The 21,139-nt window shown below is 70.9% G+C and carries 18 protein-coding genes; 9 read left to right on the top strand and 9 right to left on the bottom strand.

What is annotated here, in order from left to right; genetic code table 11:
• Window positions 1–17: 17 nt before the first annotated feature.
• Window positions 18–989 carry an SAM hydrolase/SAM-dependent halogenase family protein gene (locus K3A85_RS12885; protein ID WP_225206931.1) on the bottom strand — a complete coding sequence of 324 codons (972 nt, stop codon included), beginning with the start codon at window positions 987–989 and terminating at the stop codon, window positions 18–20.
• A gap of 176 nt (window positions 990–1,165) precedes the next feature.
• Between K3A85_RS12885 and K3A85_RS12880 the strand changes: the two genes are divergently transcribed.
• From K3A85_RS12880 to K3A85_RS12840, 9 genes are all read left to right on the top strand, one after another.
• Window positions 1,166–2,629 carry a calcium-binding protein gene (locus K3A85_RS12880; protein WP_225206930.1) on the top strand — a complete coding sequence of 488 codons (1,464 nt, stop codon included), beginning with the start codon at window positions 1,166–1,168 and terminating at the stop codon, window positions 2,627–2,629.
• A gap of 95 nt (window positions 2,630–2,724) precedes the next feature.
• Window positions 2,725–4,143: an SLC13 family permease gene (locus tag K3A85_RS12875; RefSeq protein ID WP_225206928.1), complete on the top strand. Its 1,419-nt coding sequence runs from the start codon at window positions 2,725–2,727 to the stop codon at window positions 4,141–4,143.
• 190 nt (window positions 4,144–4,333) lie between these two features.
• Window positions 4,334–4,984 (top strand): hypothetical protein, encoded by a 651-nt coding sequence (locus K3A85_RS12870; protein ID WP_225206927.1) that lies wholly within the window; start codon window positions 4,334–4,336, stop codon window positions 4,982–4,984.
• A complete protein-coding gene (locus K3A85_RS12865; protein WP_225206926.1) occupies window positions 4,984–5,724 on the top strand; it encodes a DUF4331 domain-containing protein in 741 nt (246 codons plus the stop codon). Before K3A85_RS12870 ends, K3A85_RS12865 begins: the two co-directional genes overlap by 1 nt.
• 26 nt (window positions 5,725–5,750) lie before the next feature.
• Complete coding sequence (locus K3A85_RS12860) at window positions 5,751–7,112, top strand: tetratricopeptide repeat protein (RefSeq protein WP_225206925.1); 1,362 nt, start codon at window positions 5,751–5,753, stop codon at window positions 7,110–7,112.
• Entirely contained in the window at window positions 7,105–8,241 is a 1,137-nt protein-coding gene (locus K3A85_RS12855; RefSeq protein ID WP_225206924.1) for a HupE/UreJ family protein, read from the top strand. Before K3A85_RS12860 ends, K3A85_RS12855 begins: the two co-directional genes overlap by 8 nt.
• A gap of 55 nt (window positions 8,242–8,296) precedes the next feature.
• Window positions 8,297–9,559: a cystathionine gamma-synthase family protein gene (locus K3A85_RS12850; RefSeq protein WP_225206923.1), complete on the top strand. Its 1,263-nt coding sequence runs from the start codon at window positions 8,297–8,299 to the stop codon at window positions 9,557–9,559.
• Between the two features lie 299 nt (window positions 9,560–9,858).
• Window positions 9,859–10,962, top strand: a complete 1,104-nt coding sequence (locus K3A85_RS12845) for a potassium channel family protein (protein ID WP_225206922.1) — start codon at window positions 9,859–9,861, stop codon at window positions 10,960–10,962.
• A gap of 216 nt (window positions 10,963–11,178) precedes the next feature.
• Window positions 11,179–11,682 (top strand): hypothetical protein, encoded by a 504-nt coding sequence (locus K3A85_RS12840; RefSeq protein ID WP_225206921.1) that lies wholly within the window; start codon window positions 11,179–11,181, stop codon window positions 11,680–11,682.
• Window positions 11,683–11,695: 13 nt separating this feature from the next.
• On the opposite strand, the gene K3A85_RS12835 is transcribed toward K3A85_RS12840, so the two are convergent.
• From K3A85_RS12835 to ccoG, 8 genes are all read right to left on the bottom strand, one after another.
• A complete protein-coding gene (locus K3A85_RS12835) occupies window positions 11,696–14,515 on the bottom strand; it encodes a phosphoenolpyruvate carboxylase (protein WP_225206920.1) in 2,820 nt (939 codons plus the stop codon).
• Between the two features lie 47 nt (window positions 14,516–14,562).
• Window positions 14,563–15,180: a bifunctional 4-hydroxy-2-oxoglutarate aldolase/2-dehydro-3-deoxy-phosphogluconate aldolase gene (gene eda / locus K3A85_RS12830; protein WP_225206919.1), complete on the bottom strand. Its 618-nt coding sequence runs from the start codon at window positions 15,178–15,180 to the stop codon at window positions 14,563–14,565.
• Between the two features lie 115 nt (window positions 15,181–15,295).
• Window positions 15,296–16,642: an oxygen-independent coproporphyrinogen III oxidase gene (hemN, locus tag K3A85_RS12825; RefSeq protein ID WP_225207351.1), complete on the bottom strand. Its 1,347-nt coding sequence runs from the start codon at window positions 16,640–16,642 to the stop codon at window positions 15,296–15,298.
• Window positions 16,632–16,904, bottom strand: coding sequence for a hypothetical protein (locus K3A85_RS12820; protein ID WP_225206918.1), 273 nt, complete (start codon window positions 16,902–16,904; stop codon window positions 16,632–16,634). The genes hemN and K3A85_RS12820 overlap by 11 nt, the downstream gene beginning before the upstream one ends.
• Window positions 16,901–17,050, bottom strand: coding sequence for a cbb3-type cytochrome oxidase assembly protein CcoS (gene ccoS, locus K3A85_RS12815; protein WP_225206917.1), 150 nt, complete (start codon window positions 17,048–17,050; stop codon window positions 16,901–16,903). The genes K3A85_RS12820 and ccoS overlap by 4 nt, the downstream gene beginning before the upstream one ends.
• Window positions 17,047–19,173 carry a heavy metal translocating P-type ATPase gene (locus tag K3A85_RS12810; RefSeq protein ID WP_225206916.1) on the bottom strand — a complete coding sequence of 709 codons (2,127 nt, stop codon included), beginning with the start codon at window positions 19,171–19,173 and terminating at the stop codon, window positions 17,047–17,049. The genes ccoS and K3A85_RS12810 overlap by 4 nt, the downstream gene beginning before the upstream one ends.
• Window positions 19,170–19,655, bottom strand: coding sequence for a FixH family protein (locus K3A85_RS12805; protein WP_225206915.1), 486 nt, complete (start codon window positions 19,653–19,655; stop codon window positions 19,170–19,172). Before K3A85_RS12805 ends, K3A85_RS12810 begins: the two co-directional genes overlap by 4 nt.
• On the bottom strand, window positions 19,652–21,139 hold the full coding sequence (gene ccoG / locus K3A85_RS12800; RefSeq protein ID WP_225206914.1) for a cytochrome c oxidase accessory protein CcoG: 1,488 nt from the start codon (window positions 21,137–21,139) through the stop codon (window positions 19,652–19,654). Before ccoG ends, K3A85_RS12805 begins: the two co-directional genes overlap by 4 nt.

Genomic DNA, 21,139 nt, shown 5'->3' with positions numbered 1-21,139 from the left:
CCGATAGGAGACCATACTCAAGGCCGCGTTATCCGCACCGACCAGTTCGTGCCCGAACCGATGCCGTGGTCCCTGGCGTAATTGCCCTGGTTCAGCGCCACGGCCACCGCGAGCAGGCTGTTGATGTAGACCATCGGCTGGCCGACGGGCACGTCGCCGAAGGTCTTCGTGTAGGGTGCCACCACGGTGTCGACGACCTTGCCATCCTTGAGGAACTCGACCTTGACCTTGTCGCCGAGCTTGAAGCCGGCCTTCGCGAAAAGCTCCTGCGGCACGTTGGTCCAGACGTTGCCATAGGCGACATCGAGCGCGGGGATCATGCCCTTGAGCACCCCGCCCTCGAGCGCCGGCTTCTGGTAGGAAAGGCGCACCAGCCTCGCGGGATCGATCTTCGGCCCGACCTGCTCCCACGAAATCGTGCCCGAGGCGAGCCGCGCGCCGGTGTAGCCGAACACGTCGCGGCCATGGAAGGTGTTGCTCTTTTCAGAGCCGGCGAGGCGGTTGATCGTCTCGTCGATCACCCGCGCCTCGTCGATCCCCTCGACCTCGTCGATCAGGGTGTAGAGGCCGTTGTCGGGGCCGATGTAGTAGTGCCCGGCGCGGGTGCGCACGGCGATCGACAGGCGGCTGGTGCCGACGCCGGGGTCGACCACGGTCACGAACACCGTGCCCTTCGGCCAGTAGGGGGCGACCTGGTAGAGCCGGTAGGCGCCGTCCCAGATGCCGTCGATCTGGTGCGACAGGTCCGAGATCAGCAGGTCCTGCGACACGCCGTAGGCGACGCCCTTCACTTCCGAGACCGCGCCGTCGACCGTGCCGAAGTCGGTCATCAGCACCAGCGGCGCGCGGGTCGCGGGCGCCGCTTGCGCTCCCTGGACCCCCTCGGCAAGCGCGGCCGACGGCGCAAGCGCGCCCGCGCCGCACAGCGCTGCTGCAAGAACGATGGCAATGGTCGAACGCGTGGTTTTTTCCCCCTTGGCTCGCGCCAAGGTGTCAGATCGGGGCGCGCTCGCGCAAGAGCGTTTCGCGTGGGCCTCCGGCCGGAACGGAGGCCCCCGACGCCGCCCGATTGCCCGGTGCGCGAAGCTGTGCCACCTGTGCCCGGGGAACAGCGCTCGTCGGCCGGGCAGAACAGGAGCACCCGGCACAAGGCAGGGGAAGCCCGATGACTCTACGCTATGCGACCTCGACGTACGGTACCGGAGTGCTGTTCGATGTGGGCACGGTCGACAGCTTCCTGGTGCTGCGCGAGAGTACCCTGTTCAGCGAGAACAACTACGCCATCGTCACCGCGGGAACCGGCCAGTCGGTCCAGGTCCTCGGCCTCGTCGGCGGCGCCCGCGGGATCGCCATGATCAACCAGCTCGGCGGCTCCTCGCTCAACACCATCGACGTTGCCCGGAACGGCTCGATCAGCACCGAGTACGTCGCCATCTCGGTGCAGTCGGTCGCCACCACGATCATCAACTCGGGCGAAATCCGCTCGAGCGACGGCGCCGCGATCTCGCTCAGCACGGCTCTGGACAAGCCGATGGGCACGGTCGTCAACTACGGGGTGATCAGCGGCGAAAGCGGCGGGATCGCGATGAGCACCGGCGGCGCCTTGTCGATCAGCAACTACGGCACGATCAGCAATGTCGACCCGCTCAATTACGCGGTGATCACCGACGACGGCAACGACCTGCTGGTCAACCGGGGCACCATCGAGGGCCGGGTAAACCTCTCGCTGGGCGACGACGTGCTGCGCAACCGCGGTCTCATCGCCGGCAATGTCGACATGCTCGACGGCAACGACCGGGTCGATACCATCGGCGGCACGATCGACGGCGCGATCCTGCTCGGCGCGGGGGACGATACCCTCCTGCCCGGGCTCGATGTCGAGAACGCCGATGGCGGCCAGGGCACCGATACGCTCGACTTCAGCCGCCTGCCCGGCGTCGTGGTCGCGCTCGACGGCAGCCTCGACAACGCGGGCGGCGCGGCCGGCGACAGCTACACCGCCTTCGAGAACATCGTCGGCTCGCAGCTCGGCGACGATACGCTGGTCGGCGATGCAGGCGCCAACCTGCTCCAGGGCCTCGGCGGCAAGGACGCGCTTTACGGCCAGGCCGGCGACGACAGGCTCGCCGGCGGGCGCGGGGCGGACACGCTCGACGGCGGCGACGGCGACGACCAGCTCGATGGCGGCGAAGGCAACGACAGCCTGTTCGGCGGGCTCGGCGCCGATACGCTGACCGGCGGGGCCGGCAACGATACGCTGACCGGCGGCGGGGCGGGCCGCGACCTGCTGACCGGCGGCGCCGGGGCGGACAAGTTCGCCTTCACGCTCGACGATGTCGCCGGAACCAGCATCGCGGCCGCCAACTACGACCAGATCCTCGACTTCACCCGCGCCGACAAGGACAAGATCGTGCTCGCCGCGATCGACGCCAAGGTCGGCGTCGCCGGCGATCAGGCCTTTGCCTTCATCGGCGCCGCCGCGTTCCACAACCTCGCGGGCGAACTGCGGATCAGCCCGGTCGACGGCGGCTATGCCGTGATGGGCGACACCAACGGCGACGGCGTGGCCGACTTCGTGATCGGCGTGACCACCAGCGCCGCGCTCGTCGCCGGAGACTTCGTGCTCTAGGCCGTTCAGGAGTTTACGGCCTGGTCCGCAAACCCGCTTCCCCCTGCTCGGCGCGCCATGCTAGGCCGCCGGGACAGGGAGCCGGGGGGGGTACGATGGCGGCATTCGATCTACGCAAGCTGGCGCTCGTCGTCGGGCCACTGGGCTTTGCCGCGACGCTGCTGCTCGCCAGCCCCGGCGGCATGACCGCGCCCGCCTGGCACACCGCCGGGCTGCTGTGGTGGATGGCGGTGTGGTGGATGAGCGAGGCGATGCCGCTGTCGGCGACCGCGCTGCTGCCGTTCATCGTCCTGCCGCTGACCGGCGTCGCCGACGCCAACAAGACCGCGTCCGCCTACTATTCGCCGATCATGTTCCTGTTCGTGGGCGGCGCGTTCCTCGCCCTCGCGATCGAGCGCACCGGGCTCCATCGCCGCCTCGCCCTTGCCATGCTGCGGCGCGCCGGCGCGAGCCCGTTCCGCCTGCTGCTCGCGGTGATGGCCGCCACCGCGACGATCTCGACGATGATCTCGAACACCTCGACCGCGCTGATCATGATGCCGATGGCGCTCGCCATTCTCGCCTCGGGCGGGGTCAGGGACGGCGAGACCGGCGGCATGGCGGGCGCGCTGCCGATGGGGGTGGCCTTCGCCGCGACGCTCGGCGGCTACGGCACGATCGTCGGCACGCCGACCAACGCCATCGCCGTCGCCCTGCTCGAACGCACCCTCGGCGTTCGCATCACCTTCATCGAATGGTCCGCGTTCGGCCTGCCGGTCGTGCTGATCGGCGTGCCGCTCGCCGCCTGGCTGATCGCGCGGGTCCACGATCTGCGCGCCGACAGCTTCGATCCCCAGGCCGCGCGCGATGCGATCGAGCACTCGGTGGAATGGACGCTGCCCGAAAAGCGGCTGGTGCCGGTCTTCGCGCTCGCCGTGCTCGCCTGGGTCACCCAGCCGCTGACCGAGGGGCTGTTTCCCAAGGGCGGGCTGACCGACGGTACCATCGCCGCGATCGCCGGGCTTGTCCTGTTTGTCCTGCCCGACGGCACCGGCCGCCCGATGCTGCTGTGGAAGGAAGCCAACCGCGCGCCCTGGGACGTCGTGCTGATGTTCGGCGGGGGGCTGTCGATGGCGATGGGGATGAGCGAATCGGGGCTGGCCGACTGGCTCGGCACCGCGATGCTCCCGCTCGCCCACGTGCCGCTGCCGGTCGTGGCGCTGGTGCTCGTCGCCTTCGTGGTCGTCGTCACCGAGTTTGCCAGCAACATCGCCGCGGCGAGCGGGATCATGCCGGTGGTGGCGGCGCTGTGCGGCGCGCTCGGGGCCGATCCGATCCTGCTCGCGCTGCCCGCCGCGCTCGCCGCGAGCTGGGGCTTCATGCTGCCCGCCGGCACCGGACCCAATGCGCTCGCGTGGGCCACCGGGCACATTGCGATGCCGCGCGTGCTCAAGGCGGGGCTGGCGCTCGACCTTCTCGGCGCGGTGCTGATCGTGGGGGTGGTGTGGACGGTCGCGGCGCTGCTCGGCTTCTAACCCCTTGGCGGGCCGGTTTTTCCCCTTCCCCATTCCACCGTTTTGGCACTAAGGTATTTTCCTGAGGCCATCGTCACGTCGCCGCTCACCTTGTGAGCGCCGACACAGCAGAGCGCGGACGCAAAGGCCAGAACGGGCGCACCACCGGAAACCGGCATCGGAAGAGGGCCACACCGTGCGCAGGATCATCATGTCATTGCTGGCCGGAGGCGCGCTGTGCGGCGCGCTCGCCGCCATCGCGTTCGTTCCCACCGAAAGCGCGACGAGCGCCGACCATCTCGACCCGCCGACGCGCACCGACGGCGGCTTCGACACGACGCCCGACGTTCCGGCCGACATCGCCGACGTCTTCGCCTGGCATTCGGACGGCACGGTCAAGATCGCGATGACCTTCGCGGGACCGGTGCGCAAGAGCGAGCCGCTGCACTACGATCGCGACGTGCTCTACAAGATCCACATCTCGACGAAGAAGCCCGGCACCACCGACGAGTTCACGATCCGCGCGCGCTTCGGCAAGGGCGCCGGCGACAAGGACTGGGGCGTGCGCTTCGAAGGCGTGCCCGGCGTTGCGGGGGCGATCGAGGGGCCGGCCGAGACCACGCTCCAAAAGGACGGGGTCAAGGCCCGCGCCGGCCTGTTCGACGAACCGTTCTTCTTCGACCTGATCGGCTTTCGCGAAACGCGCCAACTAGGCCAGATCCGCATCCGCAACAACCGCAATTTCTTCGACGAGCAGAACGACATGGCGCTCGTCTTCGAAATTCCCGACGCCAACTTCGGCGCCGACGTCAGCCAGCTCGAGCTGTGGGGCCAGACGCTGCGCTTCGGGGGGAACCTGTGATGGACAAGACCTTCTCCGCCCGCGCCGCCGCCCTGTTCGCAGCGCCGCTCGCGCTCGTCCTGACGCTCGCGGCGTGCGGCGACGATGGCGCGGGCAGCACCGTCGTGATCCCCGGCCCGCAGCCGAGCACCACCGGCACGCCCACCGGCACGCCGACGCCGACCGAGATCGCCTACGACGTCGCGCCCTGCTTCAGCCAGAAGATCCAGGGCCAGAGCGGCGACACCGCCACGCTCAAGCAGATCATCATCCCCGACACGCTCAAGCTCGACCTGACCCGGCCGACGCGCTGGCCCAACGGGCGCCACCCGTCCGATCCGGTGGTCGACCTGCTGCTGGCGACGCTGTTCCTCGACATGAACGCCTCGGGCCAGGGCCCCAACACGCTCGCCAACCTGCCGCTCGATCCGCCGGCCAACGACCAGCCGTTCAGCCTGACCTTCCCCTTCCTCGCCAAGGCGCAGGGCCAGCCCGAGATCGCCAGCGGCACCGGCAGCGGCTTCGATTTCCGCACCGATCCCGAATCGGCCTATGTCAACGTCGACCGCATGGGCAACCCTGCCGTGGCGACCGCCTTGATCCGCAGTCCTAAAAAGGTGGAGTATAACGACGACAACCCGTCTATAGACGTCTCCGAAAAGTACTTCGAGGAAGAGAAGGCCGACCTTGGCGAGCTGTTCCACCTGATCGGCGACGATCTTGTCGGACTTGGCCTCAAGATCTGCGCCAAGACCTCCTGAGGTTCCGGGTTTCGGTCGCCAATACGATGAATGAAGCAGGGGAGAGCAACCGCCGCGCGCCCTGGCCGTGGCTGTTGCTCGTCGCAGCCCTGGTGGTGCTCGCGGCAGGCTTTGGCGTACGGTCATGGCGCGCGCATCACCAGGGGCCCCCGGACCCCGACCCCGCCGCGATCCGCCCCGGGTTCGGGCCGAAGTCCGCCGCCGCGGCGATCGCGCTTGCCGATACCCAGATCACCGGCGCGCGCGAAGGCGTGGCCGAAGGCGGGACCGACTGGCTCCATCTCGAAATCCTCGCCGATACGCTCGTCGGGCGCTACCGGCTGACCGGCGACTGGGCCGACCTGGCCGAGGCCGACCGCACGCTCGACCGCGCCATGGCCTCGGTGGAATCGCCCGGTGGGCCGAGCCTCAGCCGCGCGGCGCTGGCGAACACGCTCCACCGCCTGCCGCAGGTCGGGCAGGCGCTCGCCCGCTTCGATGCCCAGGCGGCGCGGCCCCTGCCCGACGAAGCGGCCAGCGCCTTCGCGCTGCGCGGCGATGTCGCCATGCAGCGCGGCGACTATGCCGCGGCGCGCGAATGGTATGGCAGGGCCGAGGCCGCGGCCAGCAACGCCGGCCTCGCGCTGCGCCAGTCGATGCTCGCGCTGCGCACCGGCGATGGCGAACTCGCCCGTCGCCGCGTCAACGCGGTGCTGCGCGGCAAGCGGCTGACGCGGCAGGCGCTGCAGACCGCCGCGCTGCAACGCGCGACCATCGCCTACGCCACCGGCGACTGGGCCACGGCCGGGCGCTGGATCCGCTGGGGCGACGCGCTGTTCCCGGGATTCTGGCTGGCGCAGGCCTTCGCCGCGCAGCAGGCCGCGATCGAGGGCCGCGTGGACGAAGCCGTGCGCCGTTACGGCGAACTCGCCGAGCGGACCAATGCGCCCGAAGTGATGGACGCGCTCGCCCACCTGCTGCGGCTGCAGGGCAAGCGCGATGCGAGCCGGTTCTGGGCCGCGCGCGCCGGCGCGCTGTGGGCGCAGCGGCTCGCGCTGCTGCCCGAGGCCGCCTATGCCCATGCCGCCGAGCATGAACTGGCGGTGGGCGATCCCGCGCGCGCGCTCGACCTTGCGCGCAAGGACGCCGCGCTGCGCCCGCATGGCGCGACGCTGGCGCTGCTCGCGCGCGCGCAACTGCTGACCGGCGACGCTGCCGGGGCGCTCGCCACGATCGAGCGCGCGCAGCACGGCGGCTGGCGATCGGCGCTGCTACTGATGCAGAAGGGCGAGGCGCTCGACGCGCTGGGCCGCGATGGCGAGGCGGAAACGGCGCGCAGGGCTGCGCTGGCTATCAACCCCCACGCCGCCGATCCCGCCGCGCGCTATGTCTGGTTCGGGCATGATTGACCGCTGGCGCTGGGTGGCGGCGCTCGTCCTGCTGCTCCTGTCAGCGCCGGCCGCGGCGCATCTCACCCCCAATTCCGAGATCCGGCTCGATTTCGCGCCCGGCGCGGTCACCGCCGACGTGGTCGTGCCGCAAAGCGAGTTCGGCTATGCGACCGGCCTTGCCACCGACAATACGCCCGCGAGCCTTGCCGCCGCATCGCGCTACCTGCTCGCGCACATGGCGGTGGCCTCGCCGACGGGCGCGCGCTGGACGGTCGCGCTGCGCCGCCTGCGCTTCGAGACCATCGCCGGCCCGCCCGACCTCCACGCCAGCCTCGTGCTGGTGCCCCCGCCCGGCGCGAGCGACCGCGCCTTCCGCTTCGACTGGCGCGTGATCACGGGCGAAGTGCCGACCCACTTCGCGCTGCTGGTGGTGGGCGGCGATCTCGTCGGCGGCACGGCGGAGCAACGCGAGCTGGTCGGCGCGCTCACCGCGGCGCGGCCGAGCCTGATGGTCGACCGCGGCACGGTGGGCCTGCCCTCGCTCCTCGCCAGCGCCTTCCGGCTCGGCGCGCGGCACATCGCCGAAGGGACCGACCACCTGCTGTTCCTGCTCGCGCTGCTGCTGCCGGCGCCGCTGCTGGCGAGCGGCGGGCGCTGGCCGCGTGGCCGATGGAGCGGGCGGCGCGCCACGCGCGCCACGCTGCGCCACCTCGCCGGGATCGTCACCGCCTTCACCCTGGGCCACAGCACCACGCTGATCGCCGCCGCGCTGTTCGGCGCGCGCCTGCCCGCAGCGCCCGTGGAGGCCGGCATCGCCTTTTCCGTCCTCGTCTCGGCGGTCCACGCGGCGCGGCCGCTGTTCCCGGGGCGCGAGGCGGTCGTCGCCGCGCTGTTCGGCCTCGTCCACGGCCTCGCCTTCGCCACCACCATCGCCAACTTCGGGCTCGACCTCGCGACGCGGACGACCGCGATCCTCGGCTTCAACCTCGGCATCGAGGCGGTGCAGCTGCTGGTCGTGCTCGCCGCGCTGCCGCTGCTGATGGCGCTGCCCCGGCTGCGGAACGCCGCGGCGGTCCGGCTCGTTCTGGCGGGCGCGACGGGCTTTGCCGCACTGGTCTGGCTCACACAGCGGATCGGGCTCGCCTGAAGCGCCGCCGCTGGTTACACTCGCAACCAGTCACGATCTTCGAGAGGACCGCCCGATGACCGCCAGCCCGCCCGACCGCCCGCTCAAGCCTTCCACCCGGATGATGGGCGCGGGCTACGATCCGCGGCTTTCCGAAGGCGCATTGAAGCCGCCGATCTTCCTCACCTCGACCTTCGCGTTCGAAAGCGCGGCGGCGGGCAAGCGCCACTTCGAAGGCATCACCGGCAAGCGCCCCGGCGGCGCCGACGGCCTCGTCTATGGCCGCTTCAACGGACCCGATCAGGAGATCCTCGAGGACCGCCTCGCCATCTGGGACGAGGCGGAAGAAAGCCTCGTCTTCTCGAGCGGCATGTCGGCGATCGCCACGCTGCTGCTGGCGCAGTGCGGCCAGGGCGATGTCGTGGTCCATTCCGGCCCGCTCTATGCCGCGACCGAAACCTTCATCGCCAAGGTGCTGGGCCGGTTCGGCGTGACCTACCTCGATTTCCCCGCCGGGGCCACGCGCGCCGAGATCGAGGCGCTGCTCGAACAGGGCAAGGCGCAGGCGGCGGAACAGGGCGGCAAGCTCGCGCTGGTCTATCTCGAAAGCCCGGCCAACCCGACCAATGCGCTGGTCGATATCGAAGCGGTGCGCGCCGCGCGCGATGCCGTGCTGGGCGCCGACGGCGCGCCGATCGCGATCGACAACACCTTCCTCGGCCCGCTGTGGCAGCAGCCGCTGCGCCACGGCGCGGACGTGGTGGTCTATTCGCTGACCAAGTATGTCGGCGGCCATTCCGACCTTGTCGCCGGCGGCCTGTCGGGCGCGAAGCGGTGGATGGACCCGATCCGTTCGTTGCGCAACGTGATGGGCACGATCCTCGATCCGCACTCGTCGTGGATGCTGCTGCGGAGCCTCGAGACGGTCGAACTGCGCATGATGCGCGCCGGGGAGAACGCCGCCAGGGTCTGCGCCTTCCTCAAGGACCATCCCAAGGTCGAAGGGCTCGGCTACCTCGGCATGATCGCCGATCCGCGCCAGCAGGACATCTTCGACCGGCACTGCACCGGCGCGGGCTCGACCTTCTCCCTGTTCATCAGGGGCGGCGAGGCGGAATCCTTCCGCTTCCTCGACGCCCTGCGCATCGCCAAGCTCGCGGTCAGTCTCGGCGGCACCGAGACGCTCGCCAGCCATCCCGCGGCGATGACCCACCTTTCCGTGCCCGACGCGCGCAAGGCCGCGCTCGGCATCACCGACAACCTCGTGCGCGTGTCGATCGGCATCGAGGACCCGGACGACCTGATCGCCGACTTCGCGCAGGCACTGGACGCGGTCTAGGCCTGTACCAACCTGTCTCGACTTCGCTCGCCGGGAACGAAGGCCAGTCTCCCGCTTCCGTTGCCCTGAGCTTGTCGAAGGGCTGCCCTTCTTCGTTGCACCCCTTCCCTGACCGACAGGAAGGACAGCCCTTCGACAGGCTCAGGGCGGACGGATCGGGGGCGGACGGATCGGGGCGGACGGATCGGGGCGGACGGATCGAGGCGGCCATCGTAAGCCCGCCCCCTCCCCGTTCGTGTCGAGCGACGTCGAGACACGCTGGACAAGCGCCGCCCCGATCCGCCACAACCGGTGGCGGGATGGACAGGAACGGGGAACCCTCGGCGCTTTCGGCGGGCGCCAATTCCGTGCTCGGCTCGCCGCTGCGGCTGCTGTCGGGCACGGTCACCTACGTCGCCGCGCTGTTCCTCGTCTCGACCATGGGCTACGTCCGCGCCGGCTGGCCGCTCGGCGATGCCGCCTACATGGTGCTGCTGACGATCTTCTCGGTCGGCTACGGCGAAGTCCGCCCGATCGACACCACCTTCCTGCGGCTGTGGACGACGATGACGATCGTGCTCGGCTGCACCGGCATGATCGTGCTGACCGGCGCGCTCGTGCAGGTCTTCACCCTCTTCCAGTTCCGTCGCCTGCTGGGGCTCGACAAGATGCAGACCGAAATCGAAAAGCTGACCGGGCACATCATCATCTGCGGTTATGGCCGGATCGGGGTGCAGCTGGCCAAGGCGCTGACCGAGGCGCGCGCGCCCTTCCTGATCCTCGAGCGCAGCCCGGCCAAGGCCGAGGAAGCCAAGGCCCACGGCTACCTCACCCTCGTCGGCGAGGCGACGCAGGAGGAAACCCTGCGCGAGGCGGGGATCACCCGCGCCCGCGTGCTCGCCTCGGTGCTGCCCGACGATGCCGCGAACGTGTTCATCACGCTCTCGGCGCGCAACCTCAACCCCGGCGTGCAGATCATCGCCCGCGGCGAGGCGCCGAGCACCGAGAGCAAGCTGTTCCACGCCGGCGCCGACAAGGTCGTGCTGCCCACCCACATCGGCGCCGAGCGGATCACCGAGCTGATCCTCTACCCCGCGACCGACGCGGTGACGCAGGGCGCCGAGATGGGCACGTTCAAGCGCAACCTCCACGATTTCGGACTCGACCTCGAAGTGGTCCGCGCCGCCGAGAAGGGCGCGCTGACCGGCGAGAGCGTGGGCGAGGCCGAGCGGCGCGGCAACGGCGCGTTCTTCATCGTGCGCATCGAGCGCGCCAATGGCCAGTCGATCGAGCACCCGGGCGAGGACGTCCGGATCGAGGCGGGCGACCAGGTCATGCTGGTGGTGCGCGGCAGCCGCCTTTCGGCCGGCGCGATCTTCACCACGCCCGCCCGCCCGGTGAAGCAGGGCCGGACCTGGAGCTGAACGTTCGTGACCGTTGCGCGCGTGCCTTCCCCCTGCACCACATCCGTCACCCCGGCCTTGAGCCGGGGTCCCGCTGCCTTGTTGCAAAGGAAGAAGCGGGATCCCGGGTCAAGCCCGGGATGACGAACTGGACAGACCTGGGGCGGAACGTTCGCCCTTGAGGCCACTAGAGCCGGTTCCGCCCCCGCATCATGTTACCTCGAGGGAGGACAACCGATGGTCTCGCCGCAATTCAGGGAATGCCTGCTCGACGTCTACCTCGCCGTCCATGCGGCCGAAGCGGTGTTCGAGGTCATGCTGGTGCGCGCGCAGGGCGCCGAGCAGCGCTACGTCCTCTCCACCCTGCTCCAGGGCGAAACCGAAGCCAAGGTGGTGATGCGCCCGCTGCTGTCGCGGCTCGGCCTGCCGATCACCGACAGCGAGGGCACCAGCGTCGGCGGCGCCGCGGCGGCGAACCAGCTGTCCGCCCTGCCCTGGACCGACCGCTTCGACGCGCTGGGCGACATGATCCGCGCGACCTACCTGCCGCGCTACCTCGAACTCGCCACGCTGGTCACGCCCGAGGAGGATGCCGAGGCGGCGGCGATCGCGCGCTTCATCGGCGAGCACGAGCGCGCCGTGCTGCAGCTTGCCGACAACGTCGCGCAAGGCGTGCCCGACCCGGCCGCGCCGCTCGCCGCGCTGCTCCACTTCCCGCTGGTGCGCCCGACGCTGATGTGAGCGGCGGCGCGCCTCAGCCGTGCGCGCCGAAGATGTTGGCGATGGCGACGGCGATGCGCAGGTTGAGCGCATGGGCGCGCTCGATCGGGTCGATGAACCGCGCCCGGATCGCGCCGTAGTCCTCGCCCTGGCTGTCGGGGAAGTCGGTCGGCTCGTCGACCGCGAAGTCGGCGATTTCCGGCTCGACCACCGGATAGGCGCGACGCATCTGCGCCAGCGCATCCTCGACGCGGAGCGACAGCACCATTTCGAGCACGTCGTCGCGGCTGACGTCGTTCGAGCGCGCGAACGGCGGCACCTGCACCGCGCGCAGGAACATGTGCATCAGCAACGCGAGGCGCACCGACTGGAGCAGGCCGATGTTGCGCCGTTCGGCATCGGCGGCGGGATCGCGCGCGGCGGAACCCGCGCCGGACGCCGATCCGGCAGTCAGCGCCAGCAAGCGGTGCAGCTTCATCCAGTCGACCCGCAGCCGCGAGACGAGCCGGCGGAACACCCCGGCGCGGTCGTCCTTGGTCAGGTGCTCGGCCAGGGTCATGCACGCGGTCTCGAGCTGGGTCTCGGTGCCGCGATAGGGCCGGCTCGCCCAGTAGGCCGAGTTGAACAGCTCGCCATAGGCGGCGACGGTCTTGATCGAGGCGAGCCCGTTGGCGCTGCGCAGCAGGCGCACCAGCTGGCGGCCGCGCCCCGAACGCCCGAGCAGTTCGGCAAGCGCCTCCATCTCGTCGCCCGCGGCGGTGCCGGCGCCGGCGACCACGTTGACCGGATAGCCGATCTGCTGGAGGATCGCGTTGTGCGGGATCGCGCGGATCTGGCGCAGGCTCATCGTCCGGTCCGCGCCGACGTCGGACTGGCGGCGCGAGACGCGGCTGCCGGTCGCCTTGAGCAGCCCGAGGCCGAAGGCGGTGACCGCGCGCGCGTAGGTCGCGCTTTCGAGGTGTTCGCGCTGGACCCGGCGGATCGAGCGGTAGAAATCGAGGCTGAGGTCGGTGCGGTCGTAGAACGGATCGCGCGCGCCCTCGTCCAGCTCGCCCGCGATCTGCGCCTCGGCCTCCGCGATGCGGGTCAGCGTCGCGAGCGCGAGGTCGTCGTTGCGGAAGAACAGGTAGCCGTCGCCGCCCTGGAAGCTCGCCTCGGGTTCGAGCGCGATTCCGGCCCTGGCAAAGCGCGCCCGCGCCCAGCGCGACAGCGGCCAGGTCAGGCGGTCGGCAAAGCCTGCCGGATGCGCGCCGCGCCCCATCGATTCGCCGTGCGTGTCGAAGATCAGCGCGGCGACGTCGGTCAGGCCATTGCTCTTCATCGCTTCGGCCAGCCGCCCCTGCAGGCGCTCGATCGCAAGCGCGGCGGGAAGCTGGCCGATGAAGCGGCCGGCATCGGAAAAGCCGGTCTGGATCGACACCCGTCCGCGCCCGCGCACGTAACTGCGATAGCTCTCCTCGGCGAGCAGCGCTTCGAGGAAGCGGCCGCCGTGTTCGAGCGCGGTCTCGGTCTCGAACAGCGGAGAGACGTCGACCTTGCCCTCGATGCCGAACAGCTTGGCGAAATAGAGCGCGGCAAGCACCGTCTGTGGCTGTTCGCATTCGGCGATCAGCATGCGGATCGGCGCGTCGGCGTCGATGTGGTGCAGGATCTGCGCCATTGCCAGGAACTGGCGCATCGCGGTGCTGGTCTCGATCGCCAGCGCGGCGAAATTGACCCGCAGCGGCCTGACTTCGGCGAGCAGTTCACGCAGCCGCGAAATCGCGCTCTTGCTCGACAGGTCGAGCGTGGCGTCGGGGTCGATCCGGCGGCGCAGCGCGTTGTGCAGCTGGCTGGCGTTCACGCGGAAGTGGATCCAGCCCATGCCGAGACCGTCGGCGCGCATCGCCGCCGAAAGCGTCGCGAGCGCCAGAGCCTTGTCGCCTGCGCCTTCACCGTCCGCCGCCCTGGCATCGGCCTCCAGCGTCGCGATCAGCGGGGCAAGGCTCAGCAGCTTGCCCGGATCGTCGGCGGTGAGCCGGTTGGCCGCGGCCGACAGCGCCTCGGGCGCGTCGAGCGGGCGCGCGAACAGGCCCGCCATCTCGGCCGCGTGGGCCTGCGCCGCCGCGAGCGTCGCGACCAGCGGATGCGCGGCGTCGATGTCCTCGAGCGCGGCGAGATAGCCCGCCAGCCGCCGCGCCTTCTCGGCGAGGCGATAGGAGATCGAGGTGTGCCAGCCGATGTCGGTGCGCCCGTCCATGTCGTAGCCGACCCAGGTGGCGAAGCGGAACGGCAGCGGGCGGAAATCGAGCCAGCGGCCCGGCCAGCGCCCCCGCGCATGGCCGAGCAGCGTGGCGACGATCCGGTCGCGCGCGGCCCCTGCCCGCGCGATCGCGTCCATCGCCTCGACATGCTCGAAATCGAGCGTGATCGCAGGGCCCGGTGCGGGCACGGTGCAGACCGTCGCCGCCAGCGGGTCCTCGGCGAGCGCGGCGGTGGCGACCGCATCGGCCTCGACCGGGTTGAGCAGGAACGTCGGGTGCGCGGTGAACACCGCGTGGAGCAGCGGCTTTTCCCAGCGCGCGCGGAACTGCGAGAAGCCGTCCTCCTCGTTGAGCAGCGCCGCGACCCGGTCGAGGTTCTGCGCAGGCTCGGTCGGCGCGACCAGGCGGCGCAGCCGCGCGGCGCGGCTCTGCAACGCCTCGCACTCGAGCTCGGCAACCAGCGCTTCCACGCCGTCGAGCGTCAGCGCGCCGCTTTCGAGCTGGCGCGACAGGTCGTGGCTCAGCTGGAACACCGGATTGAACAGCGGCGTTTCCGCCGTCCGCTGGTGCAGCGCCTGCAAGCGCTCGCGCAAGGCTTCACCCGTCTTCATCGCCCGCTTGCCCCCTTTGCGCGCCGCTTTCGCCACGGACGCTGCTGTCAGTCCTGCCGCAACGCGGATGCCGCGCGCGCCGCCGCCTCGATCTTGTTCTCGTCGGGTGCGCCCTTGCCCACCAGCCAGCTGCCGCCGACGCAGAGCACCGGTTCGGCCGCGAGCCAGTCGGACGCGGTGTCGAGCGTGATCCCGCCGGTCGGGCAGAACCGCGCCTGGTGGAACGGCCCCGCCAGCGCCTTCAACGCCGGAAGCCCGCCCGAGGTTGCCGCCGGGAAGAACTTGAAGTGCGCAAGGCCAAGGTCGAGGCCGAGCATGATGTCGGCGGCATTGGCGGTGCCCGGCAGGAACGGGATGCCCGAGGCGACCGCGGCTTCGCCGAGGCGCGGGGTCAGGCCGGGCGAGACGACGAATTCGGCGCCCGCGTCGATCGCAGCCTTGAGCTGGTCGGGATTGACGACCGTCCCGGCGCCCACGATCGCGCCTTCGACACCCTTCATCGCGCGGATCGCCTCGAGCGCGGCGGGCGTGCGCAGCGTCACCTCGAGCACGCGCAGGCCGCCCGCGACGAGCGCGCGCGCGACCGGCACCGCGTGCTCGACCGCGTCGATCACCAGCACCGGGATGACCGGCGCGGTGCGCATGATGGTTTCGATCGGCTTCATGGAAGGTCTGCTCTTTCCGACAGAGGATGGTCTGCCGGACGAGTAACGCGCAAGACCTTATTGTGCAGCCGCTAACCGTGCGCGCGCATAGCTATTACTCGGCGAAGCGCCCCCTTCAGACCGCCGAGCTGAACTGGTGCGCGCCGTCGCGGTAGGCGTCGAACAGCGCCGCGACCGAGCGCGCATAGGGCTCGCTGCCGCGCTCGAGCACGAGCAGGTCTCCCTCCAGACGGACGATGCCGCGCTCGGCGAAGGCGTCGAGCCGGTCGCGCGCGGCGAGCAGGAGGTCGCGCTCGATGCGCGCATGGCCCCGGCACAGCAGGTCGGTGATCACGCGCCCGCGCCGCCGGTCCTCCGCCGTGCGGACAACCCCCTTGCGCCCGGGCAGGAGGCTGGCTGCGACCAGCATCCGATAGCGCCCGGCATTCTTCTCGTTCTGCACGAGCAGGCCGTCGAATTCGCTGATCGCGCTTGCGCCCAGGCCGATCAGCGTCTCTGCCGCATCATCGGTAAAGCCCTGGAAATTGCGCCGCAGCGTGCCGGCGAGCGCGGCGCGGGCAAGGTCGTCGCCGGGCCGGGCGAAGTGGTCGAAGCCGACCGCCTGGTAGCCTGCATCGACCAGCCGGGCGTGCCCCTGCGCCGCCATGCGGAAGCGCGCGCGCTGGTCGGGCAGTTCGCTCGCATCGATCCGGCGCTGGCGCGGGATCAGGTGCGGCACGTGGGCATAGCCGAACAGCGCCACCCGGTCGGCGCCCATCGCCGCGCTGCGATCGAGGCTGTCGGCCAGCGCCTCGTCGGTCTGGAACGGGAGGCCGTACATCAGGTCGAAGTTGATCGATTCGACCCCGGCCTTGCGCAGGCCCTCGACCGAGCGCTCGATCATCGCGGCGGGCTGGACGCGGCCGATCGCGGCCTGGACGCGCGGGTCGAAGGTCTGCACGCCCATGCTCGCCTTGATCACGCCTATGCCGCGGATCGCCATGAACCAGTCGGGCGTGACGCTGCGCGGATCGAGCTCGATCGACAGCACCGGCCGCTCCATCCGGAAATTGAGCGTAAGCGCGTCGATCAGCCGGACGAAGTCGGTGGGCTTGATCGCGTTGGGCGAGCCGCCGCCGAAGGCGATGCGCCCGATCCGCACCGAAGGGTCGAGCAGCGCGCCGGCCAGCTCGATCTCGCGGTGGAGCGCCTCGAGGTAGGCGGCGAGCCGCTGGCGCTTGTTGGCGGCGCCGGTGTTGCAGCCGCAGTACCAGCAGATTTCCTGGCAATAGGGGATGTGGATGTAGAGCGAGGCGGTGCCGCGGACCGCTTGCAGGGCGGTTCGCTGGGCCTGCTCGAAGCTGTCCTCGACGAATTCGGCCGCCGTGGGGTAGCTGGTGTAGCGCGGCACCGGCCGCGCCAGCAGCGCGGGGTGATAGGTCCAGTCGCCGAAGCTTTCGCTCGCGAGCGCATCAGCCGCCATCGGCTTCGTCCTCACAATGGTCGTCATGGCAGCAGGTGCTATCGCCGCCGATCCGCTTGCGCATTGCGATATGGCAAACTTTGCAGCACGGCGCGCCGCCCGGTCCGTCGCCCGGCGCGTCGTTGCGTCCGGGCACCCGGATCGGCGCGGAATGGCCGGGCTCGCCGCAGATCGGCACGAGCACGAAGGCCGCCTGCGCCGGCGCGGGGAGCGCCATCTGCAGGACCGCGAACGGCGCGAGGAGAGCGAGCGCGCGGCTCATCCGGCGTCGTCCTCGTCGATCAGGATCCGCGCCGCCGCGCCGTCGAGGTCGCTGAACTGCCCGCGCTTCAAGGCCCAAAAGAACGCGGCGAGACCGCAAAGGCCCATGCCGAGCGCGATGGGGAGCAGGAAGGCGATCGAAGTCATCGTGCGGCTCCCTGCAGGCGGAGCGAATTGGCGACGACGATCAGCGAACTGGTCGACATCGCCACCGCCGCGATCAGCGGGGTGACGAGGCCGGCCATCGCCAGCGGCACCGCGAGCGCGTTGTAGCCGATCGCCAGCGCAAAGTTCTGCCGCACCACGCGCATCGTCCGGCGGCTCGCCCGCACCGCGCGGGGCAGCGCCAGCAGGCTCTCGCCGGTGAACACGAAGTCGGCGGCCTGGCGCCCGACGTCGCTGGCGCTGCCCGGCGCGATCGAGGCGTCGGCGGCGGCGAGCGCGGGCCCGTCGTTGAGCCCGTCGCCGACCATCAGCACGCGGCGCCCGGTGGCCTGCAGGCTGGCGATGTTCTGCTGCTTGTCGGCGGGCGAGGCCGAGGCGCGCGCGGTCAGCCCGGTGCTGCGCGCGACCTGCGCGACCGCGGCGATGCCGTCGCCCGACAGGATCGAGCACTCGACGCCGAGCGCCTTCAACTCGTCCAGCGCCTGCGCCGCATCGGGTCGCAGCCGGTCGGCAAAGCCGATCACGCGGACCGGGCCGAGCCCGGCGTCGAGCGCGCTCGCCATGCCTTCGGCGGCGACCGGGCGGCCGAGCGCAACGCGCATGCCCTGCCAGGTCCCGCTGACCCCCCGGCCCGGCTCCTCGACCACGTCGGCAAGGTTCGCCGCCTGAACGCCGCGCGCCGCCAGCGCCTGCGCGAGGCCGAGCGAGAGCGGGTGTCGGCTGTGGCTGGCGAGCGCGAGCGCGACCGACGCTTCGGCCGCCGACAGCGCGTCGAGCGCGGCCTCGTCGGGCACGGGCCGGCCGAGCGTGAGCGTGCCGGTCTTGTCGAGCAGCGCGCGGTCGACCTGCGCGAGACGCTCCATCGCGGCGCCGTCCTTGACCAGCACGCCGCGCTTCATCAGCGCGCTCGCCGCCACGACCTGCGCCACCGGCACGGCCAGGCCCAGGGCGCAGGGACAGGTGATGATCAGCACCGCGATGGCGACGACGAGCGCGTGGTAGAGCCCCGCGCCGGCCAGCATCCAGCCCGCGAACGTCAGCGCGGCGAGCGTGTGCACCGCCGGGGCATAGAGCCGCGAGGCGCGGTCGGCGATGCGGACATAGGCCGAGCGCGACTGCCCCGCCGCTTCCATCAGCCGGGCGATCTCGGCGAGCGCGGTATCGGTGCCCGCCGCCGTCACCTCGACATCGACCGGTGCGTCGACGTTGAGCGTGCCGGCGTGGACCGCCTCGCCCGCGCGCGCGGCGACCGGTTCGCTCTCGCCGGTCAGCAGCGACTGGTCGAAACGGCTGGCGCCGCGCACCACCCGGCCGTCGGCCGCGAGCCGCTCGCCGGCGGCGACGCGCATGACCATGCCGGGCGCGAGCGCCGCCGCCGCGAGCCAGCGCGTCGCGCCGCCCGCCTCGACCACCATCGCGCCGCTCGCCGCCTGGCGCAGCAGCGCATCGACCCCGGCGCGCGCGCGGTCGCGCATCATCGCATCGAGCGCGCGGCCCGCGAGCAGGAACAGCAGCAGCATCAGCGTGCCGTCGAACCAGGCATCGGCGCCGCCGGTCATGGTCTCGTAGATCGACAGGCAGGTGGCGAGCGTGACGCCGATCGAGATCGGCACGTCCATGTTGGTGCGCCCGCGCTTCAGCGCCGCCAGCGCCGAGGCGAAGAACGGCTTGCCGGCATAGGCGATGGCCGGAACCCCGATCGCCGCCGATAGCCAGTGGAACATTTCGCGCGTGGTGCCTTCGGCGCCGGACCAGATGCTGACCGAGAGCAGCATCACGTTCATGCAGGCGAAGGCCGCGACGGCAAGCGGCGCGAGCAGCGGCCGCACCGCCGAGGGGGTGTCCTCGGCCGCGACGCGCGGCTGCGCCTCGAACCCGGCGGCGGCGAGCGCGGCGACGAGCTGCGGCGTCTCGAGCGCCTCGTCGTGGACCACCTCGACGGTGCGCGCGGTCAGGTTGGTGCGCGCCGAGGCGACGCCGGGAAGCGCTCCGAGGCTGCGCTCGACCTTGCCCATGCAGCCGGCGCAATGCATCCCGGGCACCGCCAGGACGCTGCGCACCGGCGCTGGCGCGGCGGCCGCCGGGAGGCGCGCGGCGGCGCTCACTGCACGTCCCCGACCGCGCGCCATTCGTGACCCTGCGCGCGCGCGGAAATCCGCAGCCGCCAGCGCCCGGCGGCAAGCGGCGCTTCGTAGAGGCCGGGCGCGGTCTCGCGCAGCGTCAGGGTTTCATCGTCGCGCAGGCCGAGCGGATGTTCCGCGACCACGCCGACGCGCGCCCCGGTCAGCGCCCGGCCGCCCGCATCGCGCAGGACGACGCGAAGCGCGCCGCGCGACGTGCGCTCGAAGCGCGCCTTCCAGCCGAGCGCCTTTTCCGCCCTCGCCTCGTCGAGCCAGGTGTTGAAGTGCTGGCTCGCGACATAGGAGTTCTCGACCACCACCCCGCCGAAGGTCGAGGTGGCGAGCCGCGCCATCAGCACGTTGACCGCGATGACGACGCCGAAGAACGCGACCATGATCGCGGCCATGTGCCTGCCGGTGAATTGCCCCGGCTGCCGGGGCGCCTGTGCACGGCGCGCTTGCGTCACTGGCCGTTTCCTTCCGCTGTGGTGAACGTGGTGCGGACGCTGTCCTGCCCGCCTTCCTTGTCCAGCGCCTTGACCTGGAACAAGAATTCGGTGGGCCTCGCGCCCTCGGGAACGATCGCGTAGACGCGCATCCGGCGGGTCGTGTCGGCCGGCACCTCGACCGACAGCGCCTGCCGTGCAAGGCTTGCGTCCATCTCGTCGGTGTAGATCGCGCCGCCCGGCAGCCCGGCGATCGCCAGCGCGACGGGGCGCGGACGGTCTTCCATGTTGCGCAGCTTGACGGTGAAGCCGTTGCGCACCTCGCCCTTCGACAGCATCACGTATTCGGGATTGCGGTCCTTGGCGACCGACAGGTCCAGCCGGGTGCGCGAGGCGAGCAGGAACAGCATGGCCATGCCGATCCCCGCCCAGATCCCGAAATAGACCAGCGTGCGCGGGCGGAAGATCGTCCGCAGCACCGGGGTCGGCGCCTCGCCGCGCGCGACCTTTTCGGCATCGTCGAGCGTGAAGTAGTCGATCAGCCCGCGCGGCCGGCCGACGTCGGCCATGGCCTTGTCGCAGGCATCGATGCACAGCGCGCAGGTGATGCAGCCGACCTGCGGCCCCTCGCGGATGTCGATCCCGGTGGGACAGACCGCGATGCACTGCCGGCAATCGATGCAGTCGCCCAGCGGATCGAGCCCCTGCTCCACGCGCTTTGCCGCCGCCTTGACCGACCCGCGCGGCTCGCCCCGCCAGTCCTTGTAGGTGACGGTCAGCGACTTTTCGTCGAGCATCGCGGTCTGGATGCGCGGCCAGGGGCACATGTAGATGCACACCTGCTCGCGCATGAAGCCACCGAGCCAGAAGGTGGTGAAGGTCAGCACGGCGGTGGTGGCATAGGCGACCGGCGCCGCCGTGCCGGTCCAGAACGCGCGCTGGAGCGTCGGCGCATCGGCGAAGTAGAAGATCCACGCGCCGCCGGTGAGGAAGCTGATGGCAAGGTAGACGCCCCACTTGAAGGTGCGCCGCGCGATCTTGGCGGGCGTCCACGGGGCGTTCTGCAGGCGGATCTGGGCGTTGCGATCGCCGTCGATCAGCCGGTCGACGTGCTGGAACAGGTCGGTCCACACCGTCTGCGGACAGGCATAACCGCACCATGCGCGCCCGACCGCGCTGGTGACGAGGAACAGGCCGATCCCCGCCATGATCAGCAGCCCCGCCACGAAGTAGAATTCGTGCGGCCAGATCTCGATCTGGAACATATAGAAGCGGCGGTGGGCGAGATCGACCAGCACCGCCTGGTCGGGCGCATAGGGCCCGCGGTTCCAGCGCAGCCAGGGCGTGCCCCAGTAGACGACCAGGCAGAACGCCATGATCGCCCACTTGAGTCGACGGAAGGCGCCGTCGCTGCCGCGGGGGAAGACCCCCTTGCGCTTCTCGTAGAGGCCGATGTCTTCGGAATGGTCCGCGCGGGTGAGCTTGGGATCGTGCGCGAGGTTCAT

This window comes from Novosphingobium huizhouense, from assembly GCF_020179475.1.
Classification (GTDB): Bacteria; Pseudomonadota; Alphaproteobacteria; order Sphingomonadales; family Sphingomonadaceae; genus Novosphingobium; species Novosphingobium huizhouense.
Note: the sequence above shows the minus strand (reverse complement) of the source record. Positions and strands in the feature narration are given on the sequence as shown.